25 protein-coding genes are annotated in these 25,454 nt (G+C 73.8%); 12 read left to right on the top strand and 13 right to left on the bottom strand.

Annotation, left to right across the window (positions count from 1 at the left end):
- Positions 1-130 precede the first annotated feature (130 nt).
- The 3 genes from ABZ840_RS24835 to ABZ840_RS24845 form a co-directional block, all read right to left on the bottom strand.
- A complete protein-coding gene (locus ABZ840_RS24835; protein ID WP_361562344.1) occupies positions 131-889 on the bottom strand; it encodes a sulfite exporter TauE/SafE family protein in 759 nt (252 codons plus the stop codon).
- A complete protein-coding gene (locus ABZ840_RS24840) occupies positions 886-2,298 on the bottom strand; it encodes an MBL fold metallo-hydrolase (RefSeq protein ID WP_361562346.1) in 1,413 nt (470 codons plus the stop codon). Before ABZ840_RS24840 ends, ABZ840_RS24835 begins: the two co-directional genes overlap by 4 nt.
- Positions 2,299-2,455: 157 nt before the next feature.
- The gene (locus ABZ840_RS24845; protein WP_361562348.1) at positions 2,456-3,487 is read right to left on the bottom strand and encodes a LacI family DNA-binding transcriptional regulator; all 1,032 of its coding nucleotides are present in this window, start codon (positions 3,485-3,487) and stop codon (positions 2,456-2,458) included.
- A gap of 160 nt (positions 3,488-3,647) precedes the next feature.
- Between ABZ840_RS24845 and ABZ840_RS24850 the strand changes: the two genes are divergently transcribed.
- The 4 genes from ABZ840_RS24850 (at position 3,648) to ABZ840_RS24865 (ending at position 8,221) form a co-directional block, all read left to right on the top strand.
- Complete coding sequence (locus ABZ840_RS24850) at positions 3,648-4,604, top strand: ROK family protein (RefSeq protein ID WP_361562350.1); 957 nt, start codon at positions 3,648-3,650, stop codon at positions 4,602-4,604.
- A gap of 263 nt (positions 4,605-4,867) precedes the next feature.
- Positions 4,868-6,421, top strand: coding sequence for a serine/threonine-protein kinase (locus ABZ840_RS24855; protein WP_361562529.1), 1,554 nt, complete (start codon positions 4,868-4,870; stop codon positions 6,419-6,421).
- 133 nt (positions 6,422-6,554) lie between these two features.
- Positions 6,555-6,848, top strand: coding sequence for a hypothetical protein (locus ABZ840_RS24860; protein ID WP_361562352.1), 294 nt, complete (start codon positions 6,555-6,557; stop codon positions 6,846-6,848).
- Positions 6,849-7,087: 239 nt separating this feature from the next.
- On the top strand, positions 7,088-8,221 hold the full coding sequence (locus ABZ840_RS24865; RefSeq protein WP_361562354.1) for an NUDIX domain-containing protein: 1,134 nt from the start codon (positions 7,088-7,090) through the stop codon (positions 8,219-8,221).
- Positions 8,222-8,289: 68 nt separating this feature from the next.
- On the opposite strand, the gene ABZ840_RS24870 is transcribed toward ABZ840_RS24865, so the two are convergent.
- Positions 8,290-9,657 carry a dipeptidase gene (locus tag ABZ840_RS24870; RefSeq protein ID WP_361562356.1) on the bottom strand — a complete coding sequence of 456 codons (1,368 nt, stop codon included), beginning with the start codon at positions 9,655-9,657 and terminating at the stop codon, positions 8,290-8,292.
- 573 nt (positions 9,658-10,230) lie between these two features.
- On the opposite strand from ABZ840_RS24870, the gene ABZ840_RS24875 reads away from it, so the two are divergent.
- Positions 10,231-11,433, top strand: a complete 1,203-nt coding sequence (locus tag ABZ840_RS24875) for a geranylgeranyl reductase family protein (RefSeq protein WP_361562358.1) — start codon at positions 10,231-10,233, stop codon at positions 11,431-11,433.
- A 509-nt stretch (positions 11,434-11,942) separates the two neighbouring features.
- Here the strand turns inward: ABZ840_RS24875 and ABZ840_RS24880 are convergent.
- On the bottom strand, positions 11,943-12,338 hold the full coding sequence (locus ABZ840_RS24880) for a nitroreductase family deazaflavin-dependent oxidoreductase (RefSeq protein ID WP_361562360.1): 396 nt from the start codon (positions 12,336-12,338) through the stop codon (positions 11,943-11,945).
- A gap of 466 nt (positions 12,339-12,804) precedes the next feature.
- Here ABZ840_RS24880 and ABZ840_RS24885 point away from each other — a divergent pair, with 466 nt between their 5' ends.
- From ABZ840_RS24885 to ABZ840_RS24895, 3 genes are all read left to right on the top strand, one after another.
- The gene (locus ABZ840_RS24885) at positions 12,805-13,551 is read left to right on the top strand and encodes a TetR/AcrR family transcriptional regulator (protein WP_361562362.1); all 747 of its coding nucleotides are present in this window, start codon (positions 12,805-12,807) and stop codon (positions 13,549-13,551) included.
- A gap of 179 nt (positions 13,552-13,730) precedes the next feature.
- Positions 13,731-15,089 carry a sensor histidine kinase gene (locus tag ABZ840_RS24890; RefSeq protein ID WP_361562364.1) on the top strand — a complete coding sequence of 453 codons (1,359 nt, stop codon included), beginning with the start codon at positions 13,731-13,733 and terminating at the stop codon, positions 15,087-15,089.
- Positions 15,086-15,751, top strand: a complete 666-nt coding sequence (locus tag ABZ840_RS24895) for a response regulator transcription factor (protein ID WP_361562366.1) — start codon at positions 15,086-15,088, stop codon at positions 15,749-15,751. The genes ABZ840_RS24890 and ABZ840_RS24895 overlap by 4 nt, the downstream gene beginning before the upstream one ends.
- Here ABZ840_RS24895 and ABZ840_RS24900 read toward each other — a convergent pair.
- Positions 15,712-15,978 (bottom strand): DUF6332 family protein, encoded by a 267-nt coding sequence (locus ABZ840_RS24900; RefSeq protein WP_361562368.1) that lies wholly within the window; start codon positions 15,976-15,978, stop codon positions 15,712-15,714. The genes ABZ840_RS24895 and ABZ840_RS24900 overlap by 40 nt on opposite strands.
- Positions 15,979-16,147: 169 nt before the next feature.
- On the opposite strand from ABZ840_RS24900, the gene ABZ840_RS24905 reads away from it, so the two are divergent.
- Positions 16,148-17,008 (top strand): SMP-30/gluconolactonase/LRE family protein, encoded by an 861-nt coding sequence (locus ABZ840_RS24905; protein WP_361562370.1) that lies wholly within the window; start codon positions 16,148-16,150, stop codon positions 17,006-17,008.
- 116 nt (positions 17,009-17,124) lie between these two features.
- Here ABZ840_RS24905 and ABZ840_RS24910 read toward each other — a convergent pair whose 3' ends face one another.
- Positions 17,125-17,943 (bottom strand): maleylpyruvate isomerase family mycothiol-dependent enzyme, encoded by an 819-nt coding sequence (locus ABZ840_RS24910; protein ID WP_361562372.1) that lies wholly within the window; start codon positions 17,941-17,943, stop codon positions 17,125-17,127.
- On the bottom strand, positions 17,930-18,361 hold the full coding sequence (locus ABZ840_RS24915) for a hypothetical protein (RefSeq protein ID WP_361562373.1): 432 nt from the start codon (positions 18,359-18,361) through the stop codon (positions 17,930-17,932). Before ABZ840_RS24915 ends, ABZ840_RS24910 begins: the two co-directional genes overlap by 14 nt.
- 316 nt (positions 18,362-18,677) lie before the next feature.
- Here ABZ840_RS24915 and ABZ840_RS24920 point away from each other — a divergent pair, with 316 nt between their 5' ends.
- Positions 18,678-19,910, top strand: a complete 1,233-nt coding sequence (locus tag ABZ840_RS24920; RefSeq protein WP_361562375.1) for an ROK family protein — start codon at positions 18,678-18,680, stop codon at positions 19,908-19,910.
- Positions 19,911-19,949: 39 nt separating this feature from the next.
- On the opposite strand, the gene ABZ840_RS24925 is transcribed toward ABZ840_RS24920, so the two are convergent.
- Positions 19,950-20,900: a phosphotriesterase gene (locus ABZ840_RS24925; RefSeq protein ID WP_361562376.1), complete on the bottom strand. Its 951-nt coding sequence runs from the start codon at positions 20,898-20,900 to the stop codon at positions 19,950-19,952.
- 169 nt (positions 20,901-21,069) lie between these two features.
- On the opposite strand from ABZ840_RS24925, the gene ABZ840_RS24930 reads away from it, so the two are divergent.
- Complete coding sequence (locus ABZ840_RS24930; protein ID WP_361562530.1) at positions 21,070-21,378, top strand: SHOCT domain-containing protein; 309 nt, start codon at positions 21,070-21,072, stop codon at positions 21,376-21,378.
- A 94-nt stretch (positions 21,379-21,472) separates the two neighbouring features.
- Here the strand turns inward: ABZ840_RS24930 and ABZ840_RS24935 are convergent, their stop codons facing one another.
- Together ABZ840_RS24935 and ABZ840_RS24940 are read right to left on the bottom strand one after the other, a co-directional pair.
- On the bottom strand, positions 21,473-21,985 hold the full coding sequence (locus ABZ840_RS24935; protein WP_361562378.1) for an ATP-binding protein: 513 nt from the start codon (positions 21,983-21,985) through the stop codon (positions 21,473-21,475).
- A 302-nt stretch (positions 21,986-22,287) separates the two neighbouring features.
- On the bottom strand, positions 22,288-22,575 hold the full coding sequence (locus tag ABZ840_RS24940) for a hypothetical protein (protein WP_361562380.1): 288 nt from the start codon (positions 22,573-22,575) through the stop codon (positions 22,288-22,290).
- A gap of 243 nt (positions 22,576-22,818) precedes the next feature.
- Here ABZ840_RS24940 and ABZ840_RS24945 point away from each other — a divergent pair, with 243 nt between their 5' ends.
- Positions 22,819-24,012, top strand: a complete 1,194-nt coding sequence (locus ABZ840_RS24945) for a PLP-dependent cysteine synthase family protein (protein ID WP_361562382.1) — start codon at positions 22,819-22,821, stop codon at positions 24,010-24,012.
- A 12-nt stretch (positions 24,013-24,024) separates the two neighbouring features.
- Here ABZ840_RS24945 and ABZ840_RS24950 read toward each other — a convergent pair whose 3' ends face one another.
- Both ABZ840_RS24950 and ABZ840_RS24955 read right to left on the bottom strand, forming a co-directional pair.
- Positions 24,025-24,501: an SRPBCC family protein gene (locus ABZ840_RS24950; RefSeq protein ID WP_361562532.1), complete on the bottom strand. Its 477-nt coding sequence runs from the start codon at positions 24,499-24,501 to the stop codon at positions 24,025-24,027.
- 85 nt (positions 24,502-24,586) lie between these two features.
- Entirely contained in the window at positions 24,587-25,429 is an 843-nt protein-coding gene (locus ABZ840_RS24955) for a DeoR/GlpR family DNA-binding transcription regulator (protein ID WP_361562384.1), read from the bottom strand.
- Between the last annotated feature and the right edge of the window lie 25 nt (positions 25,430-25,454).

Consider the following 25,454-nt stretch of genomic DNA (forward strand, 5'->3'; position numbering starts at 1 on the left):
AGGTGCCTTTCGTGGTGCTGTTCCTTGCCGAACCCGGGACGTGATGAGTCCTTCGACGGACCCGTGACGCCGCGGGTTCCTTGCCGCGCGCGTACGGCGCGTCGGAGCGGTACGGGTAACCGTCCGCGCGTCAGATCACCGCGTCCACGGCCATGAATGCCGCCACCGCCAGGAGCGCGACGGCGAAGGCGCGTTGCAGCAGGGGGCCCGAAGCCCTGGCGGCCAGCCGCTTGCCGTCCCACGCGCCCAGGACCGCGGTGGCGGTGAAGGGCGCGATGACGCCCCAGTCGAGGTGGCCCATGGTCGCGCCCCGAGTGGCCAGCGAGGCCAGCGAGTTGGCCGAGATGACCAGCAGGCTGGTGCCGACCGCCGCCTGCATCTCGAAGGCCAGCACGGTGACCAGGGCGGGCACGGCCAGGAAGCCGCCGCCGACGCCCAGCAGCCCGGTCAGCGCGCCCAGCCCGGCTCCGCAGCCCGTCGCCTTCGCCGGCCGCACCGAGGGCGGCTGCCGCTGCCCCTCGGCGTCCGGCCGGGCGCAGCGCAGCATCCGGGCGGCCGCCAGCCCCGCCACGGCGGCGAAGGCCAGGGTCAGCAGCCAGTGGGGCAGCCGCGCCGCCACCGCGCCCGCCAGCGCCGCCGGCACGAGCCCCGCCGCCGCGAACAGCGCCCCCGCCCGCCACCGGACATTGCCCGCCCGTGCGTGGGCGAACAGGGCGGTGAGCGAGGTGGCCGTGACGATCAGCAGGCTCGCGGTGGTCGCCGCGGCCGGCGTGAAGCCGAGCAGATAGATCAGCGCGGGGACGGCGAGGACGCTGCCCCCGCCGCCCAGCGCGCCCAGTGCCAGGCCGACCACGGCCCCGGCGACCAGCGCGAGAATCACCGTACTCACAGGGCGCGGTCATCGCTGTCCCGCCGCTCCCGGGCGGCCGACTCCGGGCGGATCAGGGGGAGGCCGGCCGGCGCGGCGGCGTCGAAGCGGTCGTCGACGGCGACGACGTCCCGCCCCGCCGCGTCCAGCAGGGACGCCGCGATCGCGGCCCGCATCCCGCCCGCGCAGTGCACCCACACCACGCCCGGCGGCACGTCCCCGACGCGGCCGTGCAGCTCGTGGATCGGTACGTGCACGGAGCCCTCGACGTACGCCTCGGCGCGCTCCGAGTCCCGGCGCACGTCCAGCACGACCAGGTCCCGCCGCTCCTTCTCGGGGACGGCCGCGAGGTCGGCGAAGGTGGCGCGGGGGAACGAGCGCGGCTTCTCGCCGTCGCGCACCCACCCCTCCGGTGTCCCGGTCGCCACGGCCGCCGGGCGGTCGATGCCCACCCGGACCAGCTCCCGCTGCGCGTCGGCGACCTGCTCGGGCGTCTCCGCCAGCAGCGTGACCGGCTTGCCCCAGGGGATCAGCCAGGCCAGGTACGTGGCGAGCTTGCCCTCGCCCTCGAAGTTGAACGAGCCGGCGAGGTGACCGGCGGCGAACGCGACCCGGTTGCGCAGGTCCACCACCCACTCGCCGGCCGCCAGCCGCCGCGCGAGCTCCTCGGCGTCGGCGGGCCGCGGCGGCGTGAGGTCCACCGGAGCGGGCCCCGCCGCGTTGGCCGGCGCCATGTGCGCGTAGTACGCCGGCACGTCCTCCAGACCGGCCAGCAGCTCCGCGACGAAGGTGTCCACGTCCTTGGTCAGCGCGTCGTTGGACCGCCGCTCCGCGCCGATCGTGGTGGCGTCGCCCTCGGCCTGCGCGGACGAACAGAAGCTGCCGAAGCCGTGCGTCGGCAGGACCGGAACCTCGTCGGCCAGCTCCGCCGCGAGCCGGTGCGCCGAGGCGTGCTGGGCACGGGCCAGCCGCGCGGTCAGCCGCGGCTCGACGAGGTCCGGCCGGCCGACCGTCCCGATCAGCAGCGAGCCGCCCGTGAAGGCGGCGACGTCGCGGCCCGACTCGGCCAGCACGTACGAGGTGTGGTGCGGGGTGTGCCCGGGGGTCGCCACCGCCCGCAGGACCAGGTCCTCGTCGACCAGCACCGTGTCGCCGTCGGCGACCGGGGTACGCGTGAACGCGACCGCCGCGTCGGCCGGGACCAGGTAGCGGGCGCCGGTTATTCGGGCCAGCTCCGGTCCGCCGGTGACGTAGTCGTTGTGGACGTGGGTCTCCACTACGTACGCGATCCGCACCCCGCGCCGCGCGGCGGCGGCGACGACGCGGTCGACGTCGCGCGGCGGGTCGATCGCTACCGCGGCCGCCCGGCCGCCGGCCAGGTAACTGCGGTTGCCCAGACCTTCGAACTCCAGGGTGTCGACGAAGAACACGACAGCGCGTCCCTTCCCTCCGATGGAGAAACCGGTACCCCATGCTCCTGTACCCCCGGGGGTATGAGTACCCACCATAACAGGGGTACCCCGGGGGGTATTTCAACGGGCAATTTTCGGCTTGTGAAGGAGGTGGCGGCAGTGCGGGGGAGCGGGGTCAGGCGGGCGGGAGTTCGCCCGAGCCGCGGGGGATCAGCCGGGTCGGGATGACGCGCTGCTGGGGCGGCTCGTCGGTGCCCTCCAGGCGGCGGAAGAGGAGCGTCGCGGCGGTGCGGCCCAGGCGGGCGGCGTCCTGGGCGACGACGGTGATGCCGGGCGTGATCAGGTCGGCCAGTTCGAAGTCGTCGAAGCCGACGAGGGCGACCTGGCGCGCGTGGCCCGCCAGTACGCGGACGACGGTGACCGTCACGCGGTTGTTGCCCGAGAAGAGCGCGGTGACCGGCTCCGGACCGTCGAGCATCGCCTCTGCGGCGGTCCGTACCCGCTCCGGTTCGGTCGACCCCAGCGCCACCCACGACTCGTCGACCGGCAGCCCGGCCTCCGCCATCGCCGTACGGTAGCCGCGCAGCCGCTCTATGGCGGTGTGGATGCGCGGCTGGTCGCCGATGAAGCCGATCCGGCGGTGGCCGTGCGCGATCAGATGGGCGACCGCGTCCCGCGCGCCCCCGAAGCTGTCGGAGAGGACGACGTCCGCGTCGATCTCCCCGGCGGGCCGGTCCACGAAGACCGTGGCGACCCCGGCCGCTATCTCCGGCTGGAGGTAGCGGTGATCGTCCCCGGCCGGGATGATCACCAGCCCGTCCACCCGGCGGGCGCACAGCGCCAGCACCAGCTCCTGCTCGCGCGCCGGGTCCTCGGCGCTGGAGCCGTTGATCAGCAGCGCGCCGTGATCGCGCGCCACCTCCTCCACGGCGCGGTTCAGCGGCCCGTAGAAGGGGTCGGCGAGGTCCTCCAGGACCAGTCCGATGCTGGCGGTGCGGCCCTTGCGGAGCACCCGCGCCGAGTCGTTGCGACGGAAGCCCAGCGCGGTGATGGCCTCCTGTACGCGCCGTTCGGTGTCCGGGGTGACGCCCGGTTCGCCGTTCACCACGCGGGAGACCGTCTTGAGGCCGACGCCGGCACGGGCCGCGACGTCCTTCATCGTGGGCCGGGTGCCGTAGCGGGTGGTGCTCCGGGCGGTGTCGGTCACGGTGCGGAGATCCTCGTCCTGTCGGGTGCGGCGGTGTGGCCAAGAGCATAACGTCTGCACAACGCCGTCTGGACAACGTTGTCAAGAGTGACGACACTGGCCTCCTGCCCGCCGGGGCGCTCCGCCCCGGACCAGCCGCCGACCAGGAGATTCCACGCCGATGCAGACCGACCTCAATGCAGCCCTGGACATCGGCGGTACGAAGATCGCCGGGGCGCTGGTGGACGACCGGGGCCGGCTGCTCGTACGTGCCACCCGCCCCACCCCCGCCCAGGAGGACGGCGCGGCCGTGATGCGCGCGGTGGCGGCGGTGCTCGACGAGCTGACCGCCGCGCCCGAGTGGTCCCGCACGTCGGTCGTCGGCATCGGCAGCGCGGGCCCCGTGGACGCCCAGGCGGGCACCGTGAGCCCGGTCAACATCCCCGGCTGGCGCGACTTCCCGCTGGTCGCGGGCGTACGCGAGCGGACCGGCGACCTGCCGGTGGTACTGGTCGGCGACGGCGTGGCCATGACCGCCGCCGAGCACTGGCAGGGCGCCGCACGCGGCCACCGCAACGCCCTGTGCATGGTCGTCTCCACCGGCGTCGGCGGCGGCCTCGTCCTGAACGGCCGCCCGCACCCCGGCCCCACGGGCAACGCGGGACACATCGGTCACATCAGCGTCGACCTCGACGGCGACCCCTGCCCCTGTGGCGGGCGCGGCTGCGTCGAACGCATCGCCAGCGGCCCGAACATCGCCCGCCGCGCGCTCGCCGAGGGCTGGCGGCCCGGCCCGGACGGTGACGCCACCGCCGCCGCCGTGGCCGCCGCGGCGCGCGCCGGGGACGCCGTCGCGCTCCGCTCCTTCGCCCGCGCGGCACAGGCCCTGGCGGCCGGCATCGCCGCCACCGCGACCCTGGTCGAGATCGAGATCGCGGTGATCGGCGGCGGCGTGGCAGGCGCCGGCGACGTCCTCTTCGCCCCGCTCCGCCGCGCCCTGCGCGAGTACGCCACGCTCTCCTTCGCCCGCGACATCACGGTCGTACCGGCCCAGATGGGCACCGACGCGAGCGTGGTCGGTGCGGCCGCCGCGGCACAGCAGTACCGGGAGGACGCACTGGCGGCCAGCTCGGCCTGAGGGAGCCGTCGAGGGGTGCTCCGCCGGCCCGCCAGCGCGGGGCCGACGGCCGGTGGGAGGTCCCCGTACGGACCGCCGTCGCGGGGGCTCGGCGCCCGGATGGCGTGCTGCCCCATGTGCCGCTCCGCCCCTAGTCTGTCTTCCGTCACCACGCTCGCGCGGGACGGACGAGGGGAACGGACAAGGTGTCTACGGGGGAGTACGGACCACCGGGAGCGCACGAGCCCCCGGGGGACCGCCGGGACGGGGCGTCCGGCGCGGACCTGACCGGGCGGGTGCTGGGCGGCCGGTACCGCGTCACCGGCATGCTCGGCCGCGGCGGCATGGGCGTGGTCTGCCGCGCCGTCGACGAGGTGCTCGGCCGTGAGGTAGCGGTCAAGGTGCTGCGCGCCTTCACGGACGCCTCGGCCGCCGAACTGGCCGATCTGCGCACGCGGATGCGGCGCGAGGCACGCGCCGCCGCCCGGATCCGGCACGCCGGCGTGGTCACCGTCCACGACGTGATCGACGAGGCCGGCCGGCCCGTCATCGTCATGGAACTGGTCGAGGGCACCTCCCTGGACGACGAGATGGAGCGCCGCGGCCCGCTGGACCCGAGGGCGACCGCCCGCATCGGAGCGCAGGTCATGGACGCGCTCGACGCGGCCCACCGGGCCGGTGTCCTGCACCGCGACGTCAAGCCCGGCAACGTGCTGCTCGACCGCGACGGCCGCGTCGTGATCACCGACTTCGGCATCGCCAGCATCCACGCGCCGGACGACGGGGCGCGTACCCACCTCACTCGAAGTGGTGAACTCGTCGGCTCGCTCGACTACTTGCCTCCCGAGCGCGCCCAGGACCGGGCGCCGGGACCCGCCTCCGACATCTGGTCCCTCGGGATGACCCTGTACGCCGCGGTGGAGGGCGCCGCCCCCTTCCGTCGTACGTCGGTGTGGTCGACGCTCACCGCGATCGTCTCCGAACCGCTCCCGGAACCGCGGCGCGCCGGTCCCCTGACGCCGGTGCTCCGCGCCCTGATGGCGAAGGACCCGGCCGCCCGCCCGTCGGCCGCGCAGGCCCGCGACATGCTGCGGGCGGTCGCCGAGGGCCGCTCCCCGGAGATCACGGTGGTACTCCGCGCCCCGACGGAGCGCGACGTACGGCCGCCCGGCGCGGCCCCGCCCCCGGGCTTCGGCCCGCCCCCGGGCCACGCGCCGCCTCCCGCCCCGACTCCCGCGCCCTCTGCCGCCACTCCCGCGCCGGGGCCTGCCTCCGCTCCCGTACCGGGCCCGGCGGGTGGCGGCGGGGGACGGCGGGTGTGGTTCGCGGCTGTCGCGGCCGTGCTGGTGCTGGCCGCCGGGGGAGCGGCGTACGCGCTGCTCGGGCAGGGGGAGCGGGACCACCGGACCCCGGCCGCCGACGGCGCCCCGGCGCCGCCCCGGGACAACTCGGCGCCGGCGCAGGACACCGCGACGCCCGCGGCCCCGTCCGCGCCCGCCTCCGCGAACCCCGGCCCCTCCGCCTCCTCGGCTCCCACCCCTTCGTCCTCCGCCGCCCCCTCCTGCACCTCCGCCGGCGGCGGCAAGTACCACTGCGAGGTCTGGCGCGCCGCCGACTCCTACACCGGGAACTACGAACGGGTCGGCACCCTCAAGGCCGGCACCAACTACTTCTCCTGCCAGGCCGATCTGGACCGCCGCGAGACGTACGGCCGGTGGACCAACGTCTGGTGGGCCAAGACGGACGACGACAGCGGCAACACCGGCGTCTACATCAGCGTCGTCTACCTCAAGGGCGGCGCCAACGACCGGCCGGTACCGGGCCTCCCCACCTGCTGACGGCGGGCGCCGACCGGCCGGCCGCGGCCGCGGCCGGTGGCGCCCCCCTTCTACGCCACGTACTACGCCATTCGTTTCCGTTGCTTCCCCCGGCCCTCTTGCCGCTGCCCGCGCCCGCCCCGACGCTGCCTCCATGACGAACGCGCAAATGTGGGCCCTGATCGTCGGATTCCTCTCGCCCCTCCTGATCTCCGTCGTCAACCGGCCCCACTGGTCCAGCGCCGCCCGCGCCTCCGTACAAGTGGCCGTCTCGGTCCTCGTCGGCCTCGGCACGGCCGCCTTCGCGGGGGACTTCGCCGGCAAGGACCTCGTCACCAACGTCCTGATCGCTTCCGTGTCCGCCATCAGCGCCTACAAAGGCATCTTCAAGCCCACCGGAATGTCCCCCACCGTCGAACGTCTCACCTCACCCGCCCCACGGGCCTGAGCGGCCCCACGTCCACAGCGCGACCTGCGGTCATCGACCGCCGCACCGTCTCGCATCCCGGCCGCCGTACGTCCGAGGTGGGACGGGGCCGGCGGCGTTCGGCCGGTACCAGGCGGCGTCCGCGGGCGCGAGGGGTTGACAGTGGACGGAGGCGAGCGGACGGGAGCGCCCGTATGTGGCGCGTTTCCGTGGCAGGGTGTTGCGGGCAACTCACAGGGGTCTAGGGATGAGGGGGAACCGTGATCGTCTGGCTGAACGGCGCGTTCGGTGCGGGCAAGACCACCGCGGCACAGGAACTCTTGGACCTGCTCCCCGGGAGCACGCTCTTCGACCCCGAGCTGGTCGGCCATGGGCTGAAGGAGATGCTGCCGGCAAAGCGGCTGGACGACGTCGACGACTACCAGGACCTGCCGTCCTGGCGCAGACTCGTCGTCGACGCGGCCGCCGCGCTGCTCACGGAGGTACCGGGTCCGCTTATCGCGCCCATGACTCTGCTCCGCCAGGAGTACCGCGACGAGATCTTCGGCGGCCTGGCCTCCCGCCGCATTCCCGTACGGCATGTTCTGCTCCATGCGGAGGAAACGATCCTTCGGGAGCGGATAGCCCTGCGGGACGAGGCGGCGCCGGACGGGCCGGACGGGCCGAACAGGTTGGCCGACGCGGGTGGAGCGGTCGCTTCGGGCGGTGTGGACGAGCACGACGGTGTGCATGAGCCCGACAGTGTGCAGGAACGCGACGGGGCTCGTACGCGTGCGTGGAGCCTGGCGCACCTGGAGCCGTACCAGCAGGCGCTGGACTGGCTGCGTACGGACGCGCACGTCATCGACACGTCGGGGATCGGGCCGCGGCAGACGGCCGAGCGCATCGCCGAGGCCGTACGGAACGGCGGCGGCGCGTGCGACATCGTGCAGACGCCGGAACCGACCGCCGAGACCCTGGCCGCCGGCGTACTGCTCTTCGACGAGGAGGACCGGGTCCTGCTGGTGGACCCGACGTACAAACCCGGCTGGGAGTTTCCCGGCGGCGTCGTGGAAGCGGGCGAGCCGCCGGCCCGGGCCGGCGTACGGGAAGTGGCCGAGGAACTGGGCATCCGGCTCCCCACCACGCCGCGCCTGCTGGTGCTGGACTGGGAGGCGCCGGTGCCACCCGGGTTCGGCGGCCTGCGGCTGCTGTTCGACGGCGGACGGCTGCCCGACGAGCAGATACGGGACCTGCTGCTGCCGGGGTCGGAGCTGCGCGCGTGGCGCTTCGTCACGGAGGAGGAGGCCGAGTCGATGCTCCCGCCGGTCCGCTGGAACCGCCTGCGGTGGGCCCTCCGCGCCCGGGCGCAGGGCCGGACGCTCAACCTGGAGGCGGGAGTTCCGGTGGGCTGAGGAGCGGGGCCGGGACGGCCCATCGGCCCGGGCGGGCTGCCCCACCGAGCCGATGGGCCGTCCCGCCGCTACGCCTGCGCCTTGCTGCCCGCGTACTTCTGGAGGAACAGCGCCTCCGCGAGCGACAGCCGCTCCAGCTCCTCCGGCGACACACTCTCGTTCACCGCGTGGATCTGCGCCTCCGGCTCGCTGAGGCCGATCAGCAGGATCTCCGCCTCCGGGTAGAGCGCGCCGAGCGTGTTGCACAGCGGGATCGAGCCGCCCATGCCGGCCGACTGCATCTCGGTGCCGTCGTACGCCTCGCGCAGCGCCGCCGCCATCGACTCGTACGCCGGGCTGCTCAGGTCCGCGCTGAACGGCTGGCCCTGGCCGATCTGCTCCACCGTCACGCGGGCACCCCACGGGGCCGCCGACTCCAGGTGCGCGGTCAGCAGCTTGGCGGCCTCGGCGGCATCCTGGCCCGGCGGCACCCGAAGGCTGACCTGCGCCCGTGCGCTCGCCTGCACGGACGGGGTGGCGCCGACGACCGGCGGGCAGTCGATGCCGATGACCGTGACGGCCGGCCGGGCCCAGATGCGGTCGGCGACGGTGCCGGAACCGATCAGCTCCACGCCGTCCAGCACCTTGGCGTCGTTGCGGAACTCCGCCTCGTCGTACTGGAGCCCGTCCCAGGCCCCCTCCGCCGCCAGCCCCTCGACCGTCGTCGAGCCGTCCTCGGCGCGCAGCGAGTCCAGGATGCGGATCAGCGCGGCGAGCGCGTCGGGCGCGGCGCCGCCGAACTGCCCCGAGTGCAGGTTGCCCGCCAGCGTGTCCACCTGGACGCGGAGCATGGCCATGCCGCGCAGCGATGCGGTGACGGTCGGCAGCCCGACGCGGAAGTTGCCGGTGTCGCCGATGACGATGGCGTCCGCGGCCAGCAGGTCGGGGTGGGCCTCGGCGTACCGCTCCAGGCCGCCCGTGCCCTGCTCCTCCGAACCCTCGACGATCACCTTGACGTTGACCGGCACGCCGCCGTGCTCCTTCAGCGCGCGCAGCGCCGTCAGGTGCATGATCAGGCCGCCCTTGCAGTCGGCGGTACCGCGGCCGTACCAGCGGCCGTCGCGCTCGGTCAGCTCGAACGGCGGGCTCAGCCAGGCGCTCTCGTCCAGCGGCGGCTGCACGTCGTAGTGCGCGTACAGCAGGACGGTGGGGGCGCCGGCCGGGCCGGGCAGGAAGCCGTACACGGACTCGGTGCCGTCCGGCGTCTCCAGGACCGCGACGTCCTCGAAGCCCTCGGCCTGCAGCGCGCCCGTTATCCACCGGGCCGCCGCCTCGCACTCGCTCTTCGGGAACTGCGCGGGATCGGCGACCGACTTGAAGGCCACCAGCTCGGTCAGTTCGGCCCTGGCGCGGGACTGCAGTGCGGCGACGGTGGTGGAGAGCGGGCTGTCAGGCATGGAACGCTCCTTCTGGGCGCGACGTTGTCCTGAGGGACGGTGCCCGCGCGGCCCGCCCGGGCCGTGGTCGAGGGGTGGCGCCAGGCGCCCGGAGCGGCGCGGATCCCGTCCGTGAGTGTCCGTACGGAACGCTTCGGTGCGCCCGTACGTTCCGCGTCCGTACGTAGGGGATGGTGCCTCCGATCTTCCCACAGGCACCTCCGCGATCAGCGAGCCGTAGGATGCGGGCGGTACGCGCAAGGTGCGGGCAGTACGCGCAATGGTGCGAGTGGTGCGAGTGCATGTGGTGCGAGTAGTACGCGCAGTGTCCGGGTGGTCAGGCGCAATGGTGCGCTGAGGCGGTCGCGGTGGTGTGCGCGTCGCGGTGGTGATGCGCGCGGCGCCGCGGTGGTACGCGCAGCCGCCGGACTCGTGCCGGGAACCGGTTTCGTTCCGGTACCGGACTCGTGCCGGGACCGGTTTCGTTCCGGTACCGGACTCGTGCCGGGAACCGGTTTCGTTCCGGTGCCGGACGCGTGCCGTGGAGGAGTGCCAGGTATCCGTGCCAGGGATCGATCGGGAGTAGCAGCACAGGTGAGCAGCGAGAGCGCAGACCGGGACGGCCGGACGGTGTGGGACGTGGTGGTGGTCGGCGCGGGGCCTGCGGGCGCCTCGGCGGCGTACGCCGCGGCCTGTACGGGACGCCGCGTCCTCATCCTGGAGAAGGCCGAACTTCCCCGGTACAAGACCTGCGGTGGCGGCATCATCGGCCCCTCGCGCGACGCGCTCCCGCCCGGCTTCGAGCTGCCGCTGCGGGACCGTGTGCACGCCGTGACGTTCTCCCTGAACGGCAGGCTGACGCGTACGCGCCGTTCCCGGCAGATGCTCTTCGGCCTCATCAACCGCCCCGAGTTCGACGCCCAGCTCGTCGAGGCCGCGCAGAAGGCGGGCGCCGAGCTGCGTACGGGCGTCACGGTCAGCCGCGTCGAGCAGCACGGCAGCGCCGTCCCCGACCGCCGCACGGTCGCCGTCGTACTGAGCGGCGGCGAGACGGTGCTCGCGCGGGCGGTCGTCGGCGCCGACGGCAGCGCCAGCCGGATAGGCGCGCACGTCGGCGTGAAGCTCGACCAGGTCGATCTGGGACTGGAGGCGGAGATCCCGGTACCGCCGACCGTCGCCGAGGACTGGGCGGGGCGGGTGCTCATCGACTGGGGCCCCATCCCGGGCAGTTACGGCTGGGTCTTCCCCAAGGGGGACACGCTGACCGTCGGCGTCATCTCCGCGCGCGGCGAGGGCGCCGCCACCAAGCGGTACCTGGAGGACTTCATCGGGCGGCTGGGACTCGCCGGCTTCGAGCCGAGCATCTCGTCGGGGCACCTGACGCGGTGCCGGGACGAGGACTCGCCGCTGTCGCGCGGCCGGGTGCTGGTCTGCGGGGACGCGGCCGGGCTGCTGGAGCCGTGGACGCGGGAGGGCATCTCCTTCGCGCTGCGGTCGGGCCGGCTGGCGGGGGAGTGGGCGGTACGGGTCGCCGAGGCGCACGACGCGGTCGACGCGCGGCGCCAGGCGCTGAACTACGCCTTCGCGATCAAGGCCGGGCTGGGCGTCGAGATGAGCGTGGGCCGCCGGATGCTGGCGGTCTTCTCCCGCCGCCCCGGCGTCCTGCACGCCGCGATCACCGGCTTCCGCCCGGCGTGGAACGCCTTCGCGAAGATCACCCGAGGCACCACCACCCTCGCCGAAATCGTCCGCACACATCCGCTGGCCCATCGGGCACTGTCGGCTATGGACCGGTAGGGACGGACCGGGGCGGCCGATGCCGATTCGTACGGAGGGGCGTGGCCGGGGGCCCGGTGGGGGAGTGGGGCATGGGCCGGGGCAGGTTTGGGCCTGGGCCTCTGGCGGCCGGGGCCGTGCGGTCTTGAGCCTGTCGGTCCTGGGCCTGTGCGGTCTTCGGGCCTCTGTGTCTGTGGGCCGGGCCGCCGGTCCTGCGCCGGTGCTGGGCCGGTCCTGGGCCGGCGCAGGGCGTCGCCCCGTCGGCATCGCGACGTTGGTGTGGCCGGTGCGGTTGAGTGGGCTGCCGGGTCGGCCGATGGGGCGGTTGCGGCCTCCGCTGGGCCCAGGCGACGACTCCGGCGAGGCGACCGCTTGGCCCAGGCGACCGCTCCGGCTGAGGAGGCCGCTCCGGCGAGGCGACTGCTCGGTCGGGGCGGCGGTGCGGCCGGGCTGCCCGTGCGGCTGAGGTGACCGCTCAGCCGAGGTGTGGGTACCCCCTGTGCCCTCGCCCGGGATACGGGCGATGATGATCACTCGGTCGGGGTGATGCGGAAGACCGGGTGGTTGGGGGCGGCCGCGAGGAGGACGTCGTCGGCCGAGCCGGCCGTGACCTCGCCGAAGTACTGCTTCACCTCCCAGCCCCAGCGCTCCAGATACGCCCGCAGGATCGCGGGAGTCTCGGCCGGGTCCAACTCCGCGGCCGTGAACGCGCGGGTCCTGCGCCCCACCCGCAGCTGCCCGCCCCCGGCCGCCCGCATGTTGCGGACCCATTCGGAATGCCCGCGCGCCGAAACGAGGTACTGAGCGCCCTCGAAGGTCAGCGGGTTCACCGGAACCCGCCGCCACTCGCCGCTCTTCCGCCCCCGCACCGCGAGATCCGCACTGCCGGCCAGGCTGACACCGCGCCGCGCCAGCCACCCGACCACCCCATTGAGCCGAGCCCCGAACCGCCCGGGCCTGAGATACCGCTGAGATCGTTCGGGCTGCACGGGCTGCACGGGCTGCTGAGCCTGTTGGGGCTGCTGGGCCTCTTGAGCCTGAAGCGTCGGTTGGGGCTTCGACGACGATCGAGGCTGTGACGGCTGGTGGGATTCAGGCTGCGGGAGTCGGTTACCGGTCATGGGGAGCCTTCCCTCATTCTCATTCGGTAGCGAAGCGGCGGAAACGGCCGGACCTGCCGGGCTTCCCCGACCTGCCGGACCTGCCCGGCCTGCCGGGTCCGTCAGATCCGCCAGTGTCACCAGAGCGGTGATGCACTGCGAGAGCAGTGCTCTCGTTTCCATCTGTGAGCAGTGTGCACGGACCGCTGCACTAAAGCAAGAGCACTGCTCTCGCTTGATTTCACCGCTCTCGTTATTGGTCGGTGCTCCGCAACGTGACACACTGCTCCGTATGACTGCGATCAAGGGAGCAAGGGAGCGGGCCCGCGGGGAGATCACGACCGCGATCAAGGACGAGGCCCGGCAGCAGCTCGCGGCCGAGGGGGCCGCGAAACTGTCGCTGCGCGCCGTCGCCCGCGAACTCGGCATGGTCTCCTCGGCCCTCTACCGCTACTTCCCCAGCCGCGACGACCTGCTCACGGCCCTGATCCTCGACGCGTACAACGCCTTGGGGGAGGCCGCGGAGGCGGCGCTCGCCGCAGCGGACACGGCGAGCGGTACGGGAAGCGCCGCCCGCGCGGGCGCCGGCGCGCCGCCCGCTGCCCGGTGGACCGCCGTGTGCCGAGCCGTACGGGAGTGGGCGCTGGCGCACCCGCACGAGTACGCGCTGCTCTACGGGTCTCCCGTGCCCGGCTACCACGCGCCGGACGCCACCGCCGAGCCCGCCGGCCGGGTGGCCCGCGCGCTGCTCGCGGTCGTACGGGACGCGTACGTGGCGGGCGTGCTGTGGGAACCCGCCGATCCGCTGCCGGACGCCGTGGTCGGCAACATGCTCGCGCTGTCCGCGGAACTGGGCGAGGAGCTGCCCGCCGTGGTGACGACACGGCTGGTCGGCGCCTGGGCGCAGCTGTTCGGGCTGGTGGGCTTCGAGCTCTTCGGGCAGTTCAACCGGGTGGTCGACGCCCGCGAGGAGTTCTTCGAGCACGCCGTCCTGCAGCTCGCCCGCTCGGTAGGGCTGCCCGTACCCGCAGAGCGCTGAACCGGCGCGCCACGGGCCGGTGAACCGCCGGCCGGCGAGCCGCTGAACCCGGAGCGAACCGGAGCCCATGACGTGCTGGGCCGGAGCCCACGACGTGCCGACCGTACTCCCCCGGGAGTACGCCCGGGCACCGCGTTCGGCGGACGTCGCGGGAGGCGGTAGCGGGCTAGCGTGGCGGTATGGACAAGGGACGGCCGTCGTGGGTGCGGTACTGCCTCGATGCCGTGCGCGGTCACCGACCCACGCATGCGGGCACGCCGACGACCTCCGCCCCCACCACTCGCCCCGAAAGCGCCCTCCCCGGCACCGCCCTCCCTGGCACCGAAGTCCGCGCGCCGTCCCGCCTCCCCTGGCGGTCGACGTTGCTCATCGCCGTCTTCGTGCAGGTCGGTACGCGGTTCGCCGCGCACGGGCAGCCGGAGCGGGTGGCGCTGGACGGTGCGGCCGAAGTGCTGCTTCTGGCGGGCTCCCTCCTGTTGCTCGTGCGGCACCGCTTCCCGCGCGTCGTCGCGTTCGGTACGGCGGTCACGGCGACGTTCTACCTCGGGGGCGGCTATCCGTACGGTCCGGTCTTCCTGCTCGTGGCGGTCGGCTGTTTCGCCGCTGTCGTGGCGGGGCGGCGGATCGCCGCCTGGAGCGCCGTGGGTCTGGTCTGGGCCGGGCACCTCCTCGTCGCGCACTGGCTGTACCGGTGGCTGCCGCCCGGCACCGACGACGCGGCGCCCTGGGGGCAGGAGCTGGTCGTCACCGCCTGGGTGGTGGCGATCGTCGCCGCGTCCGAACTGGGCCGCGTACGCCGCGAGCAGCTCGCCCACGCGCGGGCCGAGCGGGCCGCGGCGGAGCGGCGGCGGGCCGACGAGGAGCGGCTGCGGATCGCGCGCGAGCTGCACGACGTGCTCGCGCACAGCCTCTCCGTCATCAACGTCCAGGCCGGCGTCGGGCTCGCCCTGCTCGACGACGACCCCGAACAGGCGCGTACGGCCCTGACGACGATCAAGGGGGCCAGCAAGGAGGCGCTCGGGGAGGTGCGGCAGGTGCTCGACACGCTACGGGCGCAGGGGCGGGCCCCCAGGTCCCCGGCGCCCGGACTGGCCCGGCTGCCCGAACTGACCGAGCAGGCACGGAGCGCCGGACTGGACGTGGCGGTGACGGCCGAGGGCGGGGTGGCGGGGCTGCCGCCGGGCGCCGACCTCGCGGCGTTCCGTATCGTCCAGGAGGCGTTGACGAACATCGTGCGGCACTCCGGTGCGCGCACGGCACGGGTCCATGTGGCGCGGGCGCCCGATGCCCTGCGTCTCCGCATCGACGACGACGGCCCGGCCACCGGGAACGGACCGGCCGGCGGTGAGAGCGGGCCGACCGGCGGTGGGAACGGCCTGGTCGGCATGCGGGAGCGGGCCGCCGCGCTCGGCGGCGAGGTGCAGGCGGGGCCGCGTGGCGACGGCGGCTTCACCGTACGTGCCACCATCCCCCTGCGGGGCGGCGATGGTGCGAGCGGCGGCCGGACGGCGGCCGGGAATGAGGAGGAGGGCGCGTGATCCGGGTACTGCTCGCCGACGACCAGGTGCTCGTACGGGCCGGCTTCCGGGCGCTGCTGGCCGCGCAGCCCGACATCGAGGTGGTCGGCGAGGCCGCCGACGGCGACGAGGCGCTGACGGCCGTGCGGGAACTGCGGCCCGACGTCGTGCTCATGGATATCCGGATGCCGGCCGTGGACGGGCTCGCCGCCACCCGGCGGATCACCGCGGACGAACGGCTGGCCGCGGTGAAGGTGGTCATGCTGACCACCTTCGAGCTGGACGAGTACGTGTTTGAGGCGATCCGTTCGGGAGCCTCCGGCTTCCTCGTCAAGGACACCGAGCCCGACGAACTGCTGCGTGCCGTACGTGCGGTGGTGGCCGGTGACGCGCTGCTGTCCCCGGGCGTGACCCGGCGTCTGATCGCGGAGTTCGCCGCCCGGTCGAAGGAACCGGCCGCGGGGGAGGGGCTGGGGCGGCTGACCGAACGGGAGCGGGAGGTGATGGCGCTGGTCGGCATCGGACTCTCCAACGAGGAGATCGCGCGCCGGCTCGTCGTCAGTCCGCTCACGGCAAAGACGCACGTCAGCCGCACGATGGTGAAGCTCGGCGCCCGCGACCGGGCGCAACTGGTCGTGCTGGCCTACGAGTCCGGGCTGGTGCGCCCCGGGTGGCTGGGGTGACCCCAGCGCCACAGGACCCGCACCACGCGGAAGGCGCAGGCGGCGCCACCCAGTACGGCTGATGCCATGAGCCAGGAGCCGCGCCAGGAGGCGGCCACCGGGCCCCAGAGGGCGGGCGCCGCGCAGAGCAGGAAGACGAGGCCGCCCGCGAGCGCGCCGGTCACCACCGCGAACGCGATCTCGACGGTGACGGCGTCCCGTTGGGCCTGTGAGCGGGTCGGAGGCACGGTGGGAGTCTGTCATGCGCACGGGATTGCCGCTCCCCTCCGGCCGCTCATAGGCTGAGCGTGCCCGGCCGGTCACCGGCCGGGACCAGCGCATGCACGGCGGTGGCGCACGCCTCGTGCCGCAGGTACGCGCGCCGGGCGAACCGGCGCCGGAGGAAGGCGAGCGGTCATGAGGCATTGGGATGTTGCCGTACGGTCCAGTGCGCGGCTGGGCGAGGGGCCGACGTGGGACACCGCGAAGGCGCGGCTGCTCTGGGTCGACATCCTCACCTGCCGGGTGCACACCTACGACCCCGCCACCGGCCGCCGGACCGTGATGGTCACCGAACAGCACGTCGGTGCCGCGAAGCCGCGGGCGGGCGGCGGCCTGGTCGTCAACCTCCGGGACGGCGTGGGTGTTTACGACGCCGACGGGGCCTTCTCCTGGCTGGTGCACGAGGTCGTGCCGGGGCGGCGCGGCAACGACGCGGCCGTGGCCCCCGACGGGGCGCTGTGGGCCGGAACCATGCGGTACGACGAGGCGGCGGGCGGCGGGACGCTGGCGCGGGTCGCCCCGGACGGCAGCGCGGAGCCGGCGCTGTCGGACGTCGCGGTCAGCAACGGCATCGGCTGGAGCCCGGACGGCCGGCTGATGTACTACGTCGACACCCCGACCCGGCGGATCGACGTCTTCGACGCGGGTGACGTGATGGGCGCGGCCGCGAAGGTCGTACCGACCCGGCGTCCCTTCGTGGAGATCGAGGAGGGCGCGGGCTTCCCGGACGGTCTGTGCGTGGACGCGGAGGGCGGTGTGTGGGTGGCGCTGTGGGACGGCGGGCAGGTACGCCGCTACACGCCCGAGGGCACCCTCGACCGCACGGTCGACCTCCCCGTACGCCGCCCGACGGCCTGTGCCTTCGGCGGCAGCGACCTCACCGACCTCTTCATCACCACGGCGCAGGAGGCCACCCCGCGGCACCCGCTGGAGGGCTCGGTGCTCGTCGTCCCCGGCGCGGGCCGGGGGCTGGAGCAGCCGGCCTTCGCGGGCTGAGGGGCCGAGCCGTACGACGGCGGACGCGGCCCGCTCCCCTCGTACGACAGCAGTCCGCAGAGCCCCTGCCGAGGCGGCAGCGGTCAGGCGCCGAACAGCCTCTGCCGAGGCGATCGTCAGACGGTGAAGGCCTCCTGCCAGAGCCGGTGGGACGAGCCGTCGTCGTCCGGCTTCACCGTCACGGCGGCCGAACTCTGCCACGGCAGGCGGTTCCACAGCATCGCGTAGAGATCCGCGGCAGGGCCTTCCAGCACACAGTCCGGGGCCGGGTCGACGGCCTCGGGTGTCCCGTCGGCCGAGCCGGCGCCCTCGCCGGTCGCGGTCACCCGCTCCGTGTGCGGCGGCGCGTCCGAAAGCCGTACGCGCCAGGCGGCGTTGCCCGAACCGTCGAGTCCGGGCGCGTCCGTGGTGCGTATGTACAACTCCTTCGCGGGCGCCGTGCGCGCGCGGCCGCGGTCGCGCGCGAGGAAGCCGGTCAGCAGCTCGTCGATGCCGTCCGCGGCGAAGGCCGGGTCCAGCGCGGAGAAGCCCTCGCCGAGGGCCGTCTCGGCGTCGATGCGGTGCATCGCGGTCTCGTGCGCCTGCCGGCGGGCCCAGAACGCCAGCGGCGAGGGCGCGGACAGGAAGGTCCAGCAGGCCAGGTCGGCGGGCGCCGCGTCCAGCGCGTCGACCAGCGCGCGATGGCCGTCCCGCACCCATTCGACCAGCTCCGCGCCGTCCAGGTCGGGCGCCGCCGGCGGGCGCGTACGGCCCTCCGACGCGCCCGTGACGTAACCCGTCGCCCAGCGGTGGACACTGCCGATGTGCGCGAGCAGGTCGCGGACCTGCCAGTCCGGGCAGGCGGGGACGGAGGCGTCCGGGCCCGCCCGGTCCGCGGCGTCCGCCAGCAACCGGCCTTCCCTGCGGAGCATTTCGGCGAAGTCAGTGATCTCCATGCCGTTGAGTGTGCCAGCCGGCACTGACAACGGCCCCCGGCGCGGCGGGCCGGCCGCGCAGACCGCGGTGGACCAGGCCGAGCAGCAGCGCGTTGAGCAGCGCGGCGACGCCGAGGGTGGTGACCGTGTACCAGGCGGGCGCCCCCGCGTCGGGCCACAGCGCGTCCCCCGCGAACCACAGCGGGAAGAGGGTCGGAGAGGTCAGCAGCGCGGCCCAGACACCGGACATGGAGGCGTCGGGCCGGCCGACGAAGAGCGAGTCGACGACGGCGAAGACCACCGCCGCGGCGAACAGGGCCAGATAGACACGCGAGACGGGGTTGCCGAAGGTCAGCCGTCCCACGTCGCGCAGCCACGGCTTCGGGTGCGCGTGCGGGCGGGGTGTTTCGGGGTCGCGGAGCCGGGGCGTCGCGTTCATGTGTCCCCCCAGGGGCGGTCCAAGTGCGGATACAGCGGTACGCGTCCAGTCGTACGTGCTCCGGGCGGGACGGACATCCGCTCTCGTACTCACGCGGCGGTGTCCGTACTCAAGTATCGAGGCGGCTCCGGCGGATGTCAGTGCTCGGTTCCGGTCGCGTGCGCGCCGGACCCGCAGCGCACGTACCGACCGGACGGGTGCGGCTGCACGGGAGGACGGGAGGTAGCGTCTCGGTGTGCGGTGCGCGACGGGGCGATTTCCGTGAGGCGGCGGGCCGTGTTTTGTTCATGTCGGATACAAAGCCAGAATGGACGGCGTGACCCACACTCGGACGACCAGGCTGGAGCGGGGCCGCGGCGCGCTCGGACCCGCGCTGGAGCTCGTACACACCGGACGCGCGCCCACCCGCGCCGTGCTGACCTCCGAACTCGGTGTGACGCGTGCGACGGCCGGCGCGGTGGCCGCGGAGCTCGAAGCGCTCGGCTTCATCACCGTCGACGCGCACCCGACCGCCGCCGCGGGCACCCAGGGGCGCCCCTCGCACCGGCTGTTCATCGCGGAGCACGGGCCAGTCGTCCTGGCCATTCAGATCCACGCGGACGGCTACCGGGTCGCGCTGGTGGGTCTCGGTGGCCGGATCGTGGCCACTACGTCCGGCTGCGGCACGATCCCCGCCGACCCCGCGCACATCCTGTCCGAGGCCGTACAGGCCGGCTCCGGGCTGCTGCGCGAGAGCGGGCGGCGCTGCCTGGGGGCGGGCCTCGCCGTGCCGTCCGCGGTCGCCGAGCCGGACGGTGAGGCGCTCAACCCGCTGCACCTCGCCTGGCCCGCCGGCGCCCCCGTACGGCGGCTGTTCCTTCAGGCGCTGACCGACGCCGGCGTACCGGGCGTCACCCCCGACGTGGGCTTCAGCGGCAACGACGTCAACCTCACGGCCCTCGCCGAACACCGCCACGGGGCCGGCCGCGGCGCCCGCGACCTGCTCTGCGTGGCGTCCGGCCACCGCGGTGTCGGCGGCGCGCTGGTCCTGGACGGGCGGCTGCACAGCGGCAGTTCCGGGCTGGCCCTGGAGGTCGGCCACCTCACCGTCAACCCCGAGGGTGCCCCCTGTCACTGCGGCAGCCGCGGCTGCCTGGACGTCGAGGCCGACCCGCTCGCCTTCCTGGGCGCGGCCCGCCGCACTCCGGGGCCCGAGGGCTCGCTCCTCAAGCAGGCGACCGATCTGCTGCGCGAGGAGTACGCGGACCTGTCGATCAGGACGGCCGGGGAACTGCTGATCGACCGGCTCGGCCTGGGCATCGCGGGGCTGGTCAACATCCTTAACCCCGACCGCATCATCCTGGGCGGGCTGCACCGCGCGCTCCTGGAGGCCGACCCCGAGCGGCTGCGCGCCGTCGTGGCGGACCGCAGCCTCTGGGGGCGCAGCGGCAGCGTGCCGATACTGCCCTGCACCCTGGACCACAACGGGCTGGTCGGCGCGGCCGAACTGGCCTGGCAGCCGGTGCTGGACGACCCGCTGATCGTCCTCGGGGCCGACGCCACCGCTTGACGCGTCCGGGCGACCGGCCCCGCGCCCGCCGGCGCCGCCTCAGGCCCGCCACACCGTCGCGAAGGCACGTGCCGGGTTGTCCGTCAGCATGCGCTCGACGGCCGCCTCCTCCAGCGTGAGCGAGAGGCGGCGCGGCAGCCCGCTCACGACGTACGTCAGGCCCGGGCCGCCGTCGACCGACCGGGCCGCCGCCGTGGTCGTGTCGCCGCCCAGCAGGAGCCGGTCGCCGAACCCGGCGTCGACCAGCGCCGCCAGCGTGTCCGGCAGCCGCCAGTCCGTCGCGTGGTGGGTGCGCGACGGGCCGTCGAAGGCGAGGTAGGCTCCCGCCTCCGCGGCCGCGCGCTGGACGGCCGCTTCGGGGAAGCGGTTCAGGTGCCCGAGCACCACGTACTCCGGTGCCACGCCCGCCGTGCCGCACAACAGGTCCAGCACGTCGAGCGCGCCGGTGCCCAGCTCCAGATGCACGGCGATCGCTGCGCCCGTGGCGTGGTGCGCCTCGGCCGCCGCGGCGAATGTGTGCCGGGCGTGCGCGTCCAGCCCGTGGAAGCCGCCGGCCACCTTGATGAGGCCGGCCCGCGGCCCTCCGGGGCCGCCGATGCCCTCCGTCAGCTCCCCGACGAACAGGGCCGCCAGATCGCCCCGTACCCGGTCGAGGAGGTCCGGCGCGCAGTGCCCCGCCTGGTGCAGCCCGGTGGCCGCGACGATCCGTACGCCCGTCTCTCGTGAGAGACGCACCAGTTCGGCTGCGCGGCGCCCCATCCCGTAGGGCGTCCACTGCACCATCGTGCCGCCGCCGGCCTCCTTGAAGGCGCGCAGCTCGGCTGCCGCGGCGGCGGGATCGTCCAGCTCCTGTCCGGGCAGCTGCGGGCTGGTCAGGAAGAGATGGTCGTGGGCGTCGCAGCGGCCCTCCAGCGTGTCAGGGGGCAGGTCGCCCAGGACGGTACGGAGCGCGGCGGACGAGGGCTCTGCAAGGCGTCGAGGTGTGGCCATGGAAGTAATGTACATACCAGTAGTTACAGTGTCTCGTGAATGGCGTATCCGTGGCGTACTCCCCGAGGGGTAGCCGCGGTGCCGCTGTACGTACGACGACGTGGGGCGGCCGGCGGATCAGGCTCGGAGGAGAAGCGAAACGGCGCGACCTTCCGAGGAGCCGATCATGATGGATGTGCTCGCAACACCCTGGTCCGACGGTGGCCCCGGACCCTGGATCCTGTTCTTCCCGCTGTTCTGGGCGGTCGTGGTGATCGGCGTGATCACCCTGCTGCGGCGCACCGTCTGGCGCGGCCGTGGGCCCTGGCAGGGGCCCGGCGGGGCTGCCGACGGCGCGCACGCCGGCCCCTCGCCCCTCTCGGTGCTCGGCCGGCGGTTCGCCTCCGGTGAGATCGACGAGGACGAATACTGGCGGCGGCTCTCGGTCCTCGAAGAGCAGTTCGGGGCACGGGGCAAGCGCAAGAGAGGCGCGGAGTGACCGCGCCCGTCGTCGGGGGCGGGACCGCTCGCCCCATGAGGGGCAGTCGCCCCACGAACGGCTGAGCGCCCGGCCCCCTCGGGGGACCGGGCGCTCAGCCCACGTGTGCGCCGCGTGCGGCTGTGCGTACTCCGCCGCTCGCTTCCGTGTGCTCCGCCTCGGGCGATGCCGATGGCAGGCCGGCGAGCGCGTGGCCCGGCTCCTGGCGGGCGGGGCCGAGGGCGGGGAGCGTGAACCAGACGACCTTGCCGCTGTCCTCCGGACGGGCGCCCCAGCTCTCGCTCAGCTCGGCGATCAGGATCAGGCCCCGGCCGCCGATGTCCAGCGGGCCGGCCGCGGCGGGCTGCGGCAGCCGGGGGTCGAAGTCGCGCACCGAGACCGTCAACTGATCCAGCAGGACGGACAGTTCGACCGTGCACTGCTTACTCGGAACGGCGTGCTGATGGACGTTGGCGAGCAGCTCCGTCACCCCGAGGGTCGCGGCGTCGATCAAGGCGTCGAGGCGCCAGTAACGCAGCTGTGCCGATACGATTCTGCGCATCTGTCCGATGCGTGCCGGCAGGGCTTGGAGCTCCACCGCGCAGTGCCTGCTGGGTTGCCTGATCACGACCGCGACTCCCCTGATGAGGCCGGGCGCGCCCGCCGCTACGGAACGCGAGGACCGGGTCCGGCGATGTCCCGTTCACCGGAGAGTCACCGCTGGTGAACCCTCGGTGATACGAGTACCAGGGTCGGCCCGCTCACCTACTCCCGCAACCGCAGGCCACGCGCAACCCCAGCGCGTCCCACCGGACTTCACTCGAATGCAGTCGGCGTTCCCCCGCATGCGGACCCGTATGGTCCCGTCCTCGTCCGCACGCGGCCCGCAGGCCCCGTCGCCGTGCCGTGTCCGTCCGCCGCTCCGCGGCGTCAGGTGTGCGCCGCTCCGGCTGCCCGCACCGCGTCCATGAAGCGCTCCGGGGCTCCCATGGTGAGTGAATACCGGTGGCCGTTGAGCGTGGCGTAGGCGCGGTCCCGGGACAACAGCCGTGGGCGGTGCGCCTGTACCGATGTCAGCGGGGCGCTGTCGATCTCCGTGCCGTAGCTCGTCAGCAGCGCCAGTCTGCCGTCACGGATGATGACCTGACCCGCACGGGTCAGCGAACGCAGCCAGCGCTCGATGCGCACACCGGTCGCGTTGAACTCCGGCTCCCTCATGGAGCACCGCCTCCTCGACGCACATGGCTCGGGGTGAGGCCCCCGCCCATCAAGAAGTCTGCCCGGATCGCGGCCCGGGCACCAGTTCCCCTGGTCGCGGGCCTGTCGAACACGGGTACCCAGGCTGCTCCTTGGGGATGCTCAAAGCCTTGTTTATGCAGGTGAGAAGCGTGTGGCGGATGGTTATGATCGAGGGAAGCCCGGCGGACGCGGCGGGCCGGAACGACCGCGAGGAGCACGCCCATGAGTACCGCACAGCATCTGGACGGGCGGGACGGCGGCCTCACGGGCGACGACGATGCCTCCTGTGCCGCTCCGGACGCCCCCGAAGGCGCGCCGCTGTCGACCCTCGACGTCGACCGCACCGACGCCGGCTACCGCGACTGGCTGAAGGACGCCGTACGCAAGGTCCAGGCGGACGCCAATCGCAGTGCCGACACCCACCTGCTGTACTTCCCGCTGCCCGAGCAGTGGGGCATCGACCTCTACCTCAAGGACGAGTCGACGCACCCCACCGGCAGCCTCAAGCACCGCCTCGCCCGCTCCCTGTTCCTCTACGGGCTGTGCAACGGCTGGATCCGCCCCGGAAAGCCCGTCATCGAGGCGTCCAGCGGCTCCACGGCCGTCTCCGAGGCGTACTTCGCCAAGCTCATCGGCGTGCCGTTCATCGCGGTGATGCCCGCGACGACCAGCCGGGAGAAGACCCGTCTGATCGAATTCCACGGCGGCACCTGCCACCTGGTCGCCGACCCGCGGACCGTCTACGACGTCTCCGCCCGGCTCGCGGCCGAGACCGGCGGCCACTACATGGACCAGTTCACGTACGCCGAGCGGGCCACGGACTGGCGCGGCAACAACAACATCGCCGAGTCGATCTTCCAGCAGCTGCGCCTGGAGCGGTATCCCGATCCCGCCTGGATCGTGGCCACCGCAGGCACCGGCGGTACGTCGGCGACCATCGCCCGCTACGTGCACTACATGCAGCACGACACCCGGGTCTGCGTCGCCGACCCCGAGAACAGCTGCTTCTTCGACGGCTGGCTGAACGGCGACGCCGAGACCGACTGCCGCACCGCCTCCCGCATCGAGGGCATCGGCCGGCCCCGGATGGAGCCCAGCTTCGTGCCCGGCGCCATCGACCGGATGATGAAGGTGCCGGACGCGGCGAGCGTGGCGGCCGTACGGGCCCTGGAGGCCGCCATCGGCCGCAAGGCGGGCGGTTCGACGGGCACGGGGCTGTGGAGCGCCCTGAAGATCGTCTCCGAGATGGTCGCGGCGGGCCGTACGGGCTCGGTGGTCACCCTGCTGTGCGACCCCGGCGACCGCTACCTCGACAAGTACTACTCCGACGGCTGGCTGGCCGAGCAGGGCCTGGACATCACGCCGTACGCCAGGACCCTGCGGACCTTCCTCGCCGAGGGCACCTGGCCGGAGTGACGGGCCGGCCGCTCAGACCGTGACCAGCCGCCGGTCCAGCTGCCGCATCGAATCGCGGAACGCGCGGCCCAGCATCGGACGGCTGAGCTGCATCACCGTGCGGAACGGCGCGGGGCCGTCGGCGGCGAACGTCCAGCGTACGAGCGTGCCGTCGCCGGGGCCCGGGGCGAGCCGCCAGTCCTCCAGCAGGGCCCGCAGGCCCGGAGCGTTGGTCTCGTCGACGCGGTAGGCGTAGTGCTCGGGGCGCTCGGCGGCCATGACGCTCTCACGGAAGTGCGTGCCGCCCGTCAGGCGCACCGCACGGCCCTTGCCTTCGTCGGTGGGCGTGATCCGGGAGACGCCGGTGAACCAGGCGCACCAGGAGCCGACATCGTCGGCGAGCGCGGCGTACACCGCCTCCGGAGGCGCGGACAGCCCGGCCGCGAAGACCATCCGCAGCGGCGCTGACTCGGCGAAGTCGAGCCCCACGGGGCTCAGTCGGCGCATCATCGGTACGAGCACCCCCTGCACAGAGTGACGATTCCGGTACCCACAGTCGAACATACCGGCGACGCACACCATAGCTGGCGTCTCGTCATATGTCTGTGTCGTCGTCCGGCTCACCGGCCACCACCAGACGCGGCGGCAACTCCGCGAACTCGGCGCGGGCCCGCGCCGGCAGGCCGGGATCGGTGACCAGCACGTCCACCTGGTCCAGGGAGGCGAACGAACTCAGGCCGACCGTGCCCCACTTCGTGTGGTCCGCGACCACCACGACCCGGCGCGCCGACCGCACGAAGTGCCGGTTGGTCTCCGCCTCGGCGAGATTCGGCGTCGACAGTCCGGCCTCGACCGATATGCCGTGCACACCGAGGAAGAGCACATCGAAGTGGAGCGAGCGGATCGCGGCGTCGGCGACCGGGCCCACCAGGGTGTCCGACGGCGTCCGCACGCCGCCGGTCAGCACGACCGTGGCCGCCCCGGGGCGCGGGCTGCCGGAACCGGCCGCCGCCCGCTGCGCGGCGTAGAAGACGTCCGCCACCCGGACGGAATTCGTCACCACCGTCAGGTCCGGCACGTCCAGCAGCTGATGGGCCAGCGTGAACGCCGTCGTACCGCCCGCCAGCGCGATCGCGCTGCCCGGCGCCGCCATCTGCGCCGCCGCCTCGGCGATGGCCTCCTTCGCCGACAGCTCCAGCGCGGACTTGGCCTCGAACCCCGGTTCGTGCGCGCTCGGCTCGCTCACCGGGACCGCGCCGCCGTGCACCTTCTCCACCACACCCTGACGGGCCAGCGCGTCCAGGTCCCGACGGACCGTCATGTCCGAGACGCTCAGCTTGCGGGTCAGCTCGTTGACGCGGACACCGCCGCGCCGCCTCACCTCGTCCAGGATCAGGGCACGCCGCTGCTCGGCGAGGAGATTCTGGTTGTCACTCACCCGGCCTGTCCCTTCGTCCCCGGTG

This window comes from Streptomyces sp. NPDC047117 (assembly GCF_040643545.1).
Taxonomy (GTDB): Bacteria; Actinomycetota; Actinomycetes; order Streptomycetales; family Streptomycetaceae; genus Streptomyces.

What these genes read in the sequence shown, in the direction of transcription:
- ABZ840_RS24930 (WP_361562530.1), top strand. Translation starts at nt 21,070, where the DNA reads ATGGATGTGCTCGCAACACCCTGGTCCGACGGTGGCCCCGGACCCTGG.
- ABZ840_RS24885 (WP_361562362.1), top strand. Translation starts at nt 12,805, where the DNA reads ATGACTGCGATCAAGGGAGCAAGGGAGCGGGCCCGCGGGGAGATCACG.
- ABZ840_RS24850 (WP_361562350.1), top strand. Translation starts at nt 3,648, where the DNA reads ATGCAGACCGACCTCAATGCAGCCCTGGACATCGGCGGTACGAAGATC.
- ABZ840_RS24860 (WP_361562352.1), top strand. Translation starts at nt 6,555, where the DNA reads ATGACGAACGCGCAAATGTGGGCCCTGATCGTCGGATTCCTCTCGCCC.
- ABZ840_RS24925 (WP_361562376.1), bottom strand. Translation starts at nt 20,900, where the DNA reads ATGGCCACACCTCGACGCCTTGCAGAGCCCTCGTCCGCCGCGCTCCGT.
- ABZ840_RS24945 (WP_361562382.1), top strand. Translation starts at nt 22,819, where the DNA reads ATGAGTACCGCACAGCATCTGGACGGGCGGGACGGCGGCCTCACGGGC.
- ABZ840_RS24950 (WP_361562532.1), bottom strand. Translation starts at nt 24,501, where the DNA reads ATGATGCGCCGACTGAGCCCCGTGGGGCTCGACTTCGCCGAGTCAGCG.
- ABZ840_RS24915 (WP_361562373.1), bottom strand. Translation starts at nt 18,361, where the DNA reads ATGAACGCGACGCCCCGGCTCCGCGACCCCGAAACACCCCGCCCGCAC.
- ABZ840_RS24905 (WP_361562370.1), top strand. Translation starts at nt 16,148, where the DNA reads ATGAGGCATTGGGATGTTGCCGTACGGTCCAGTGCGCGGCTGGGCGAG.
- ABZ840_RS24910 (WP_361562372.1), bottom strand. Translation starts at nt 17,943, where the DNA reads ATGGAGATCACTGACTTCGCCGAAATGCTCCGCAGGGAAGGCCGGTTG.
- ABZ840_RS24890 (WP_361562364.1), top strand. Translation starts at nt 13,731, where the DNA reads ATGGACAAGGGACGGCCGTCGTGGGTGCGGTACTGCCTCGATGCCGTG.
- ABZ840_RS24870 (WP_361562356.1), bottom strand. Translation starts at nt 9,657, where the DNA reads ATGCCTGACAGCCCGCTCTCCACCACCGTCGCCGCACTGCAGTCCCGC.
- ABZ840_RS24940 (WP_361562380.1), bottom strand. Translation starts at nt 22,575, where the DNA reads ATGAGGGAGCCGGAGTTCAACGCGACCGGTGTGCGCATCGAGCGCTGG.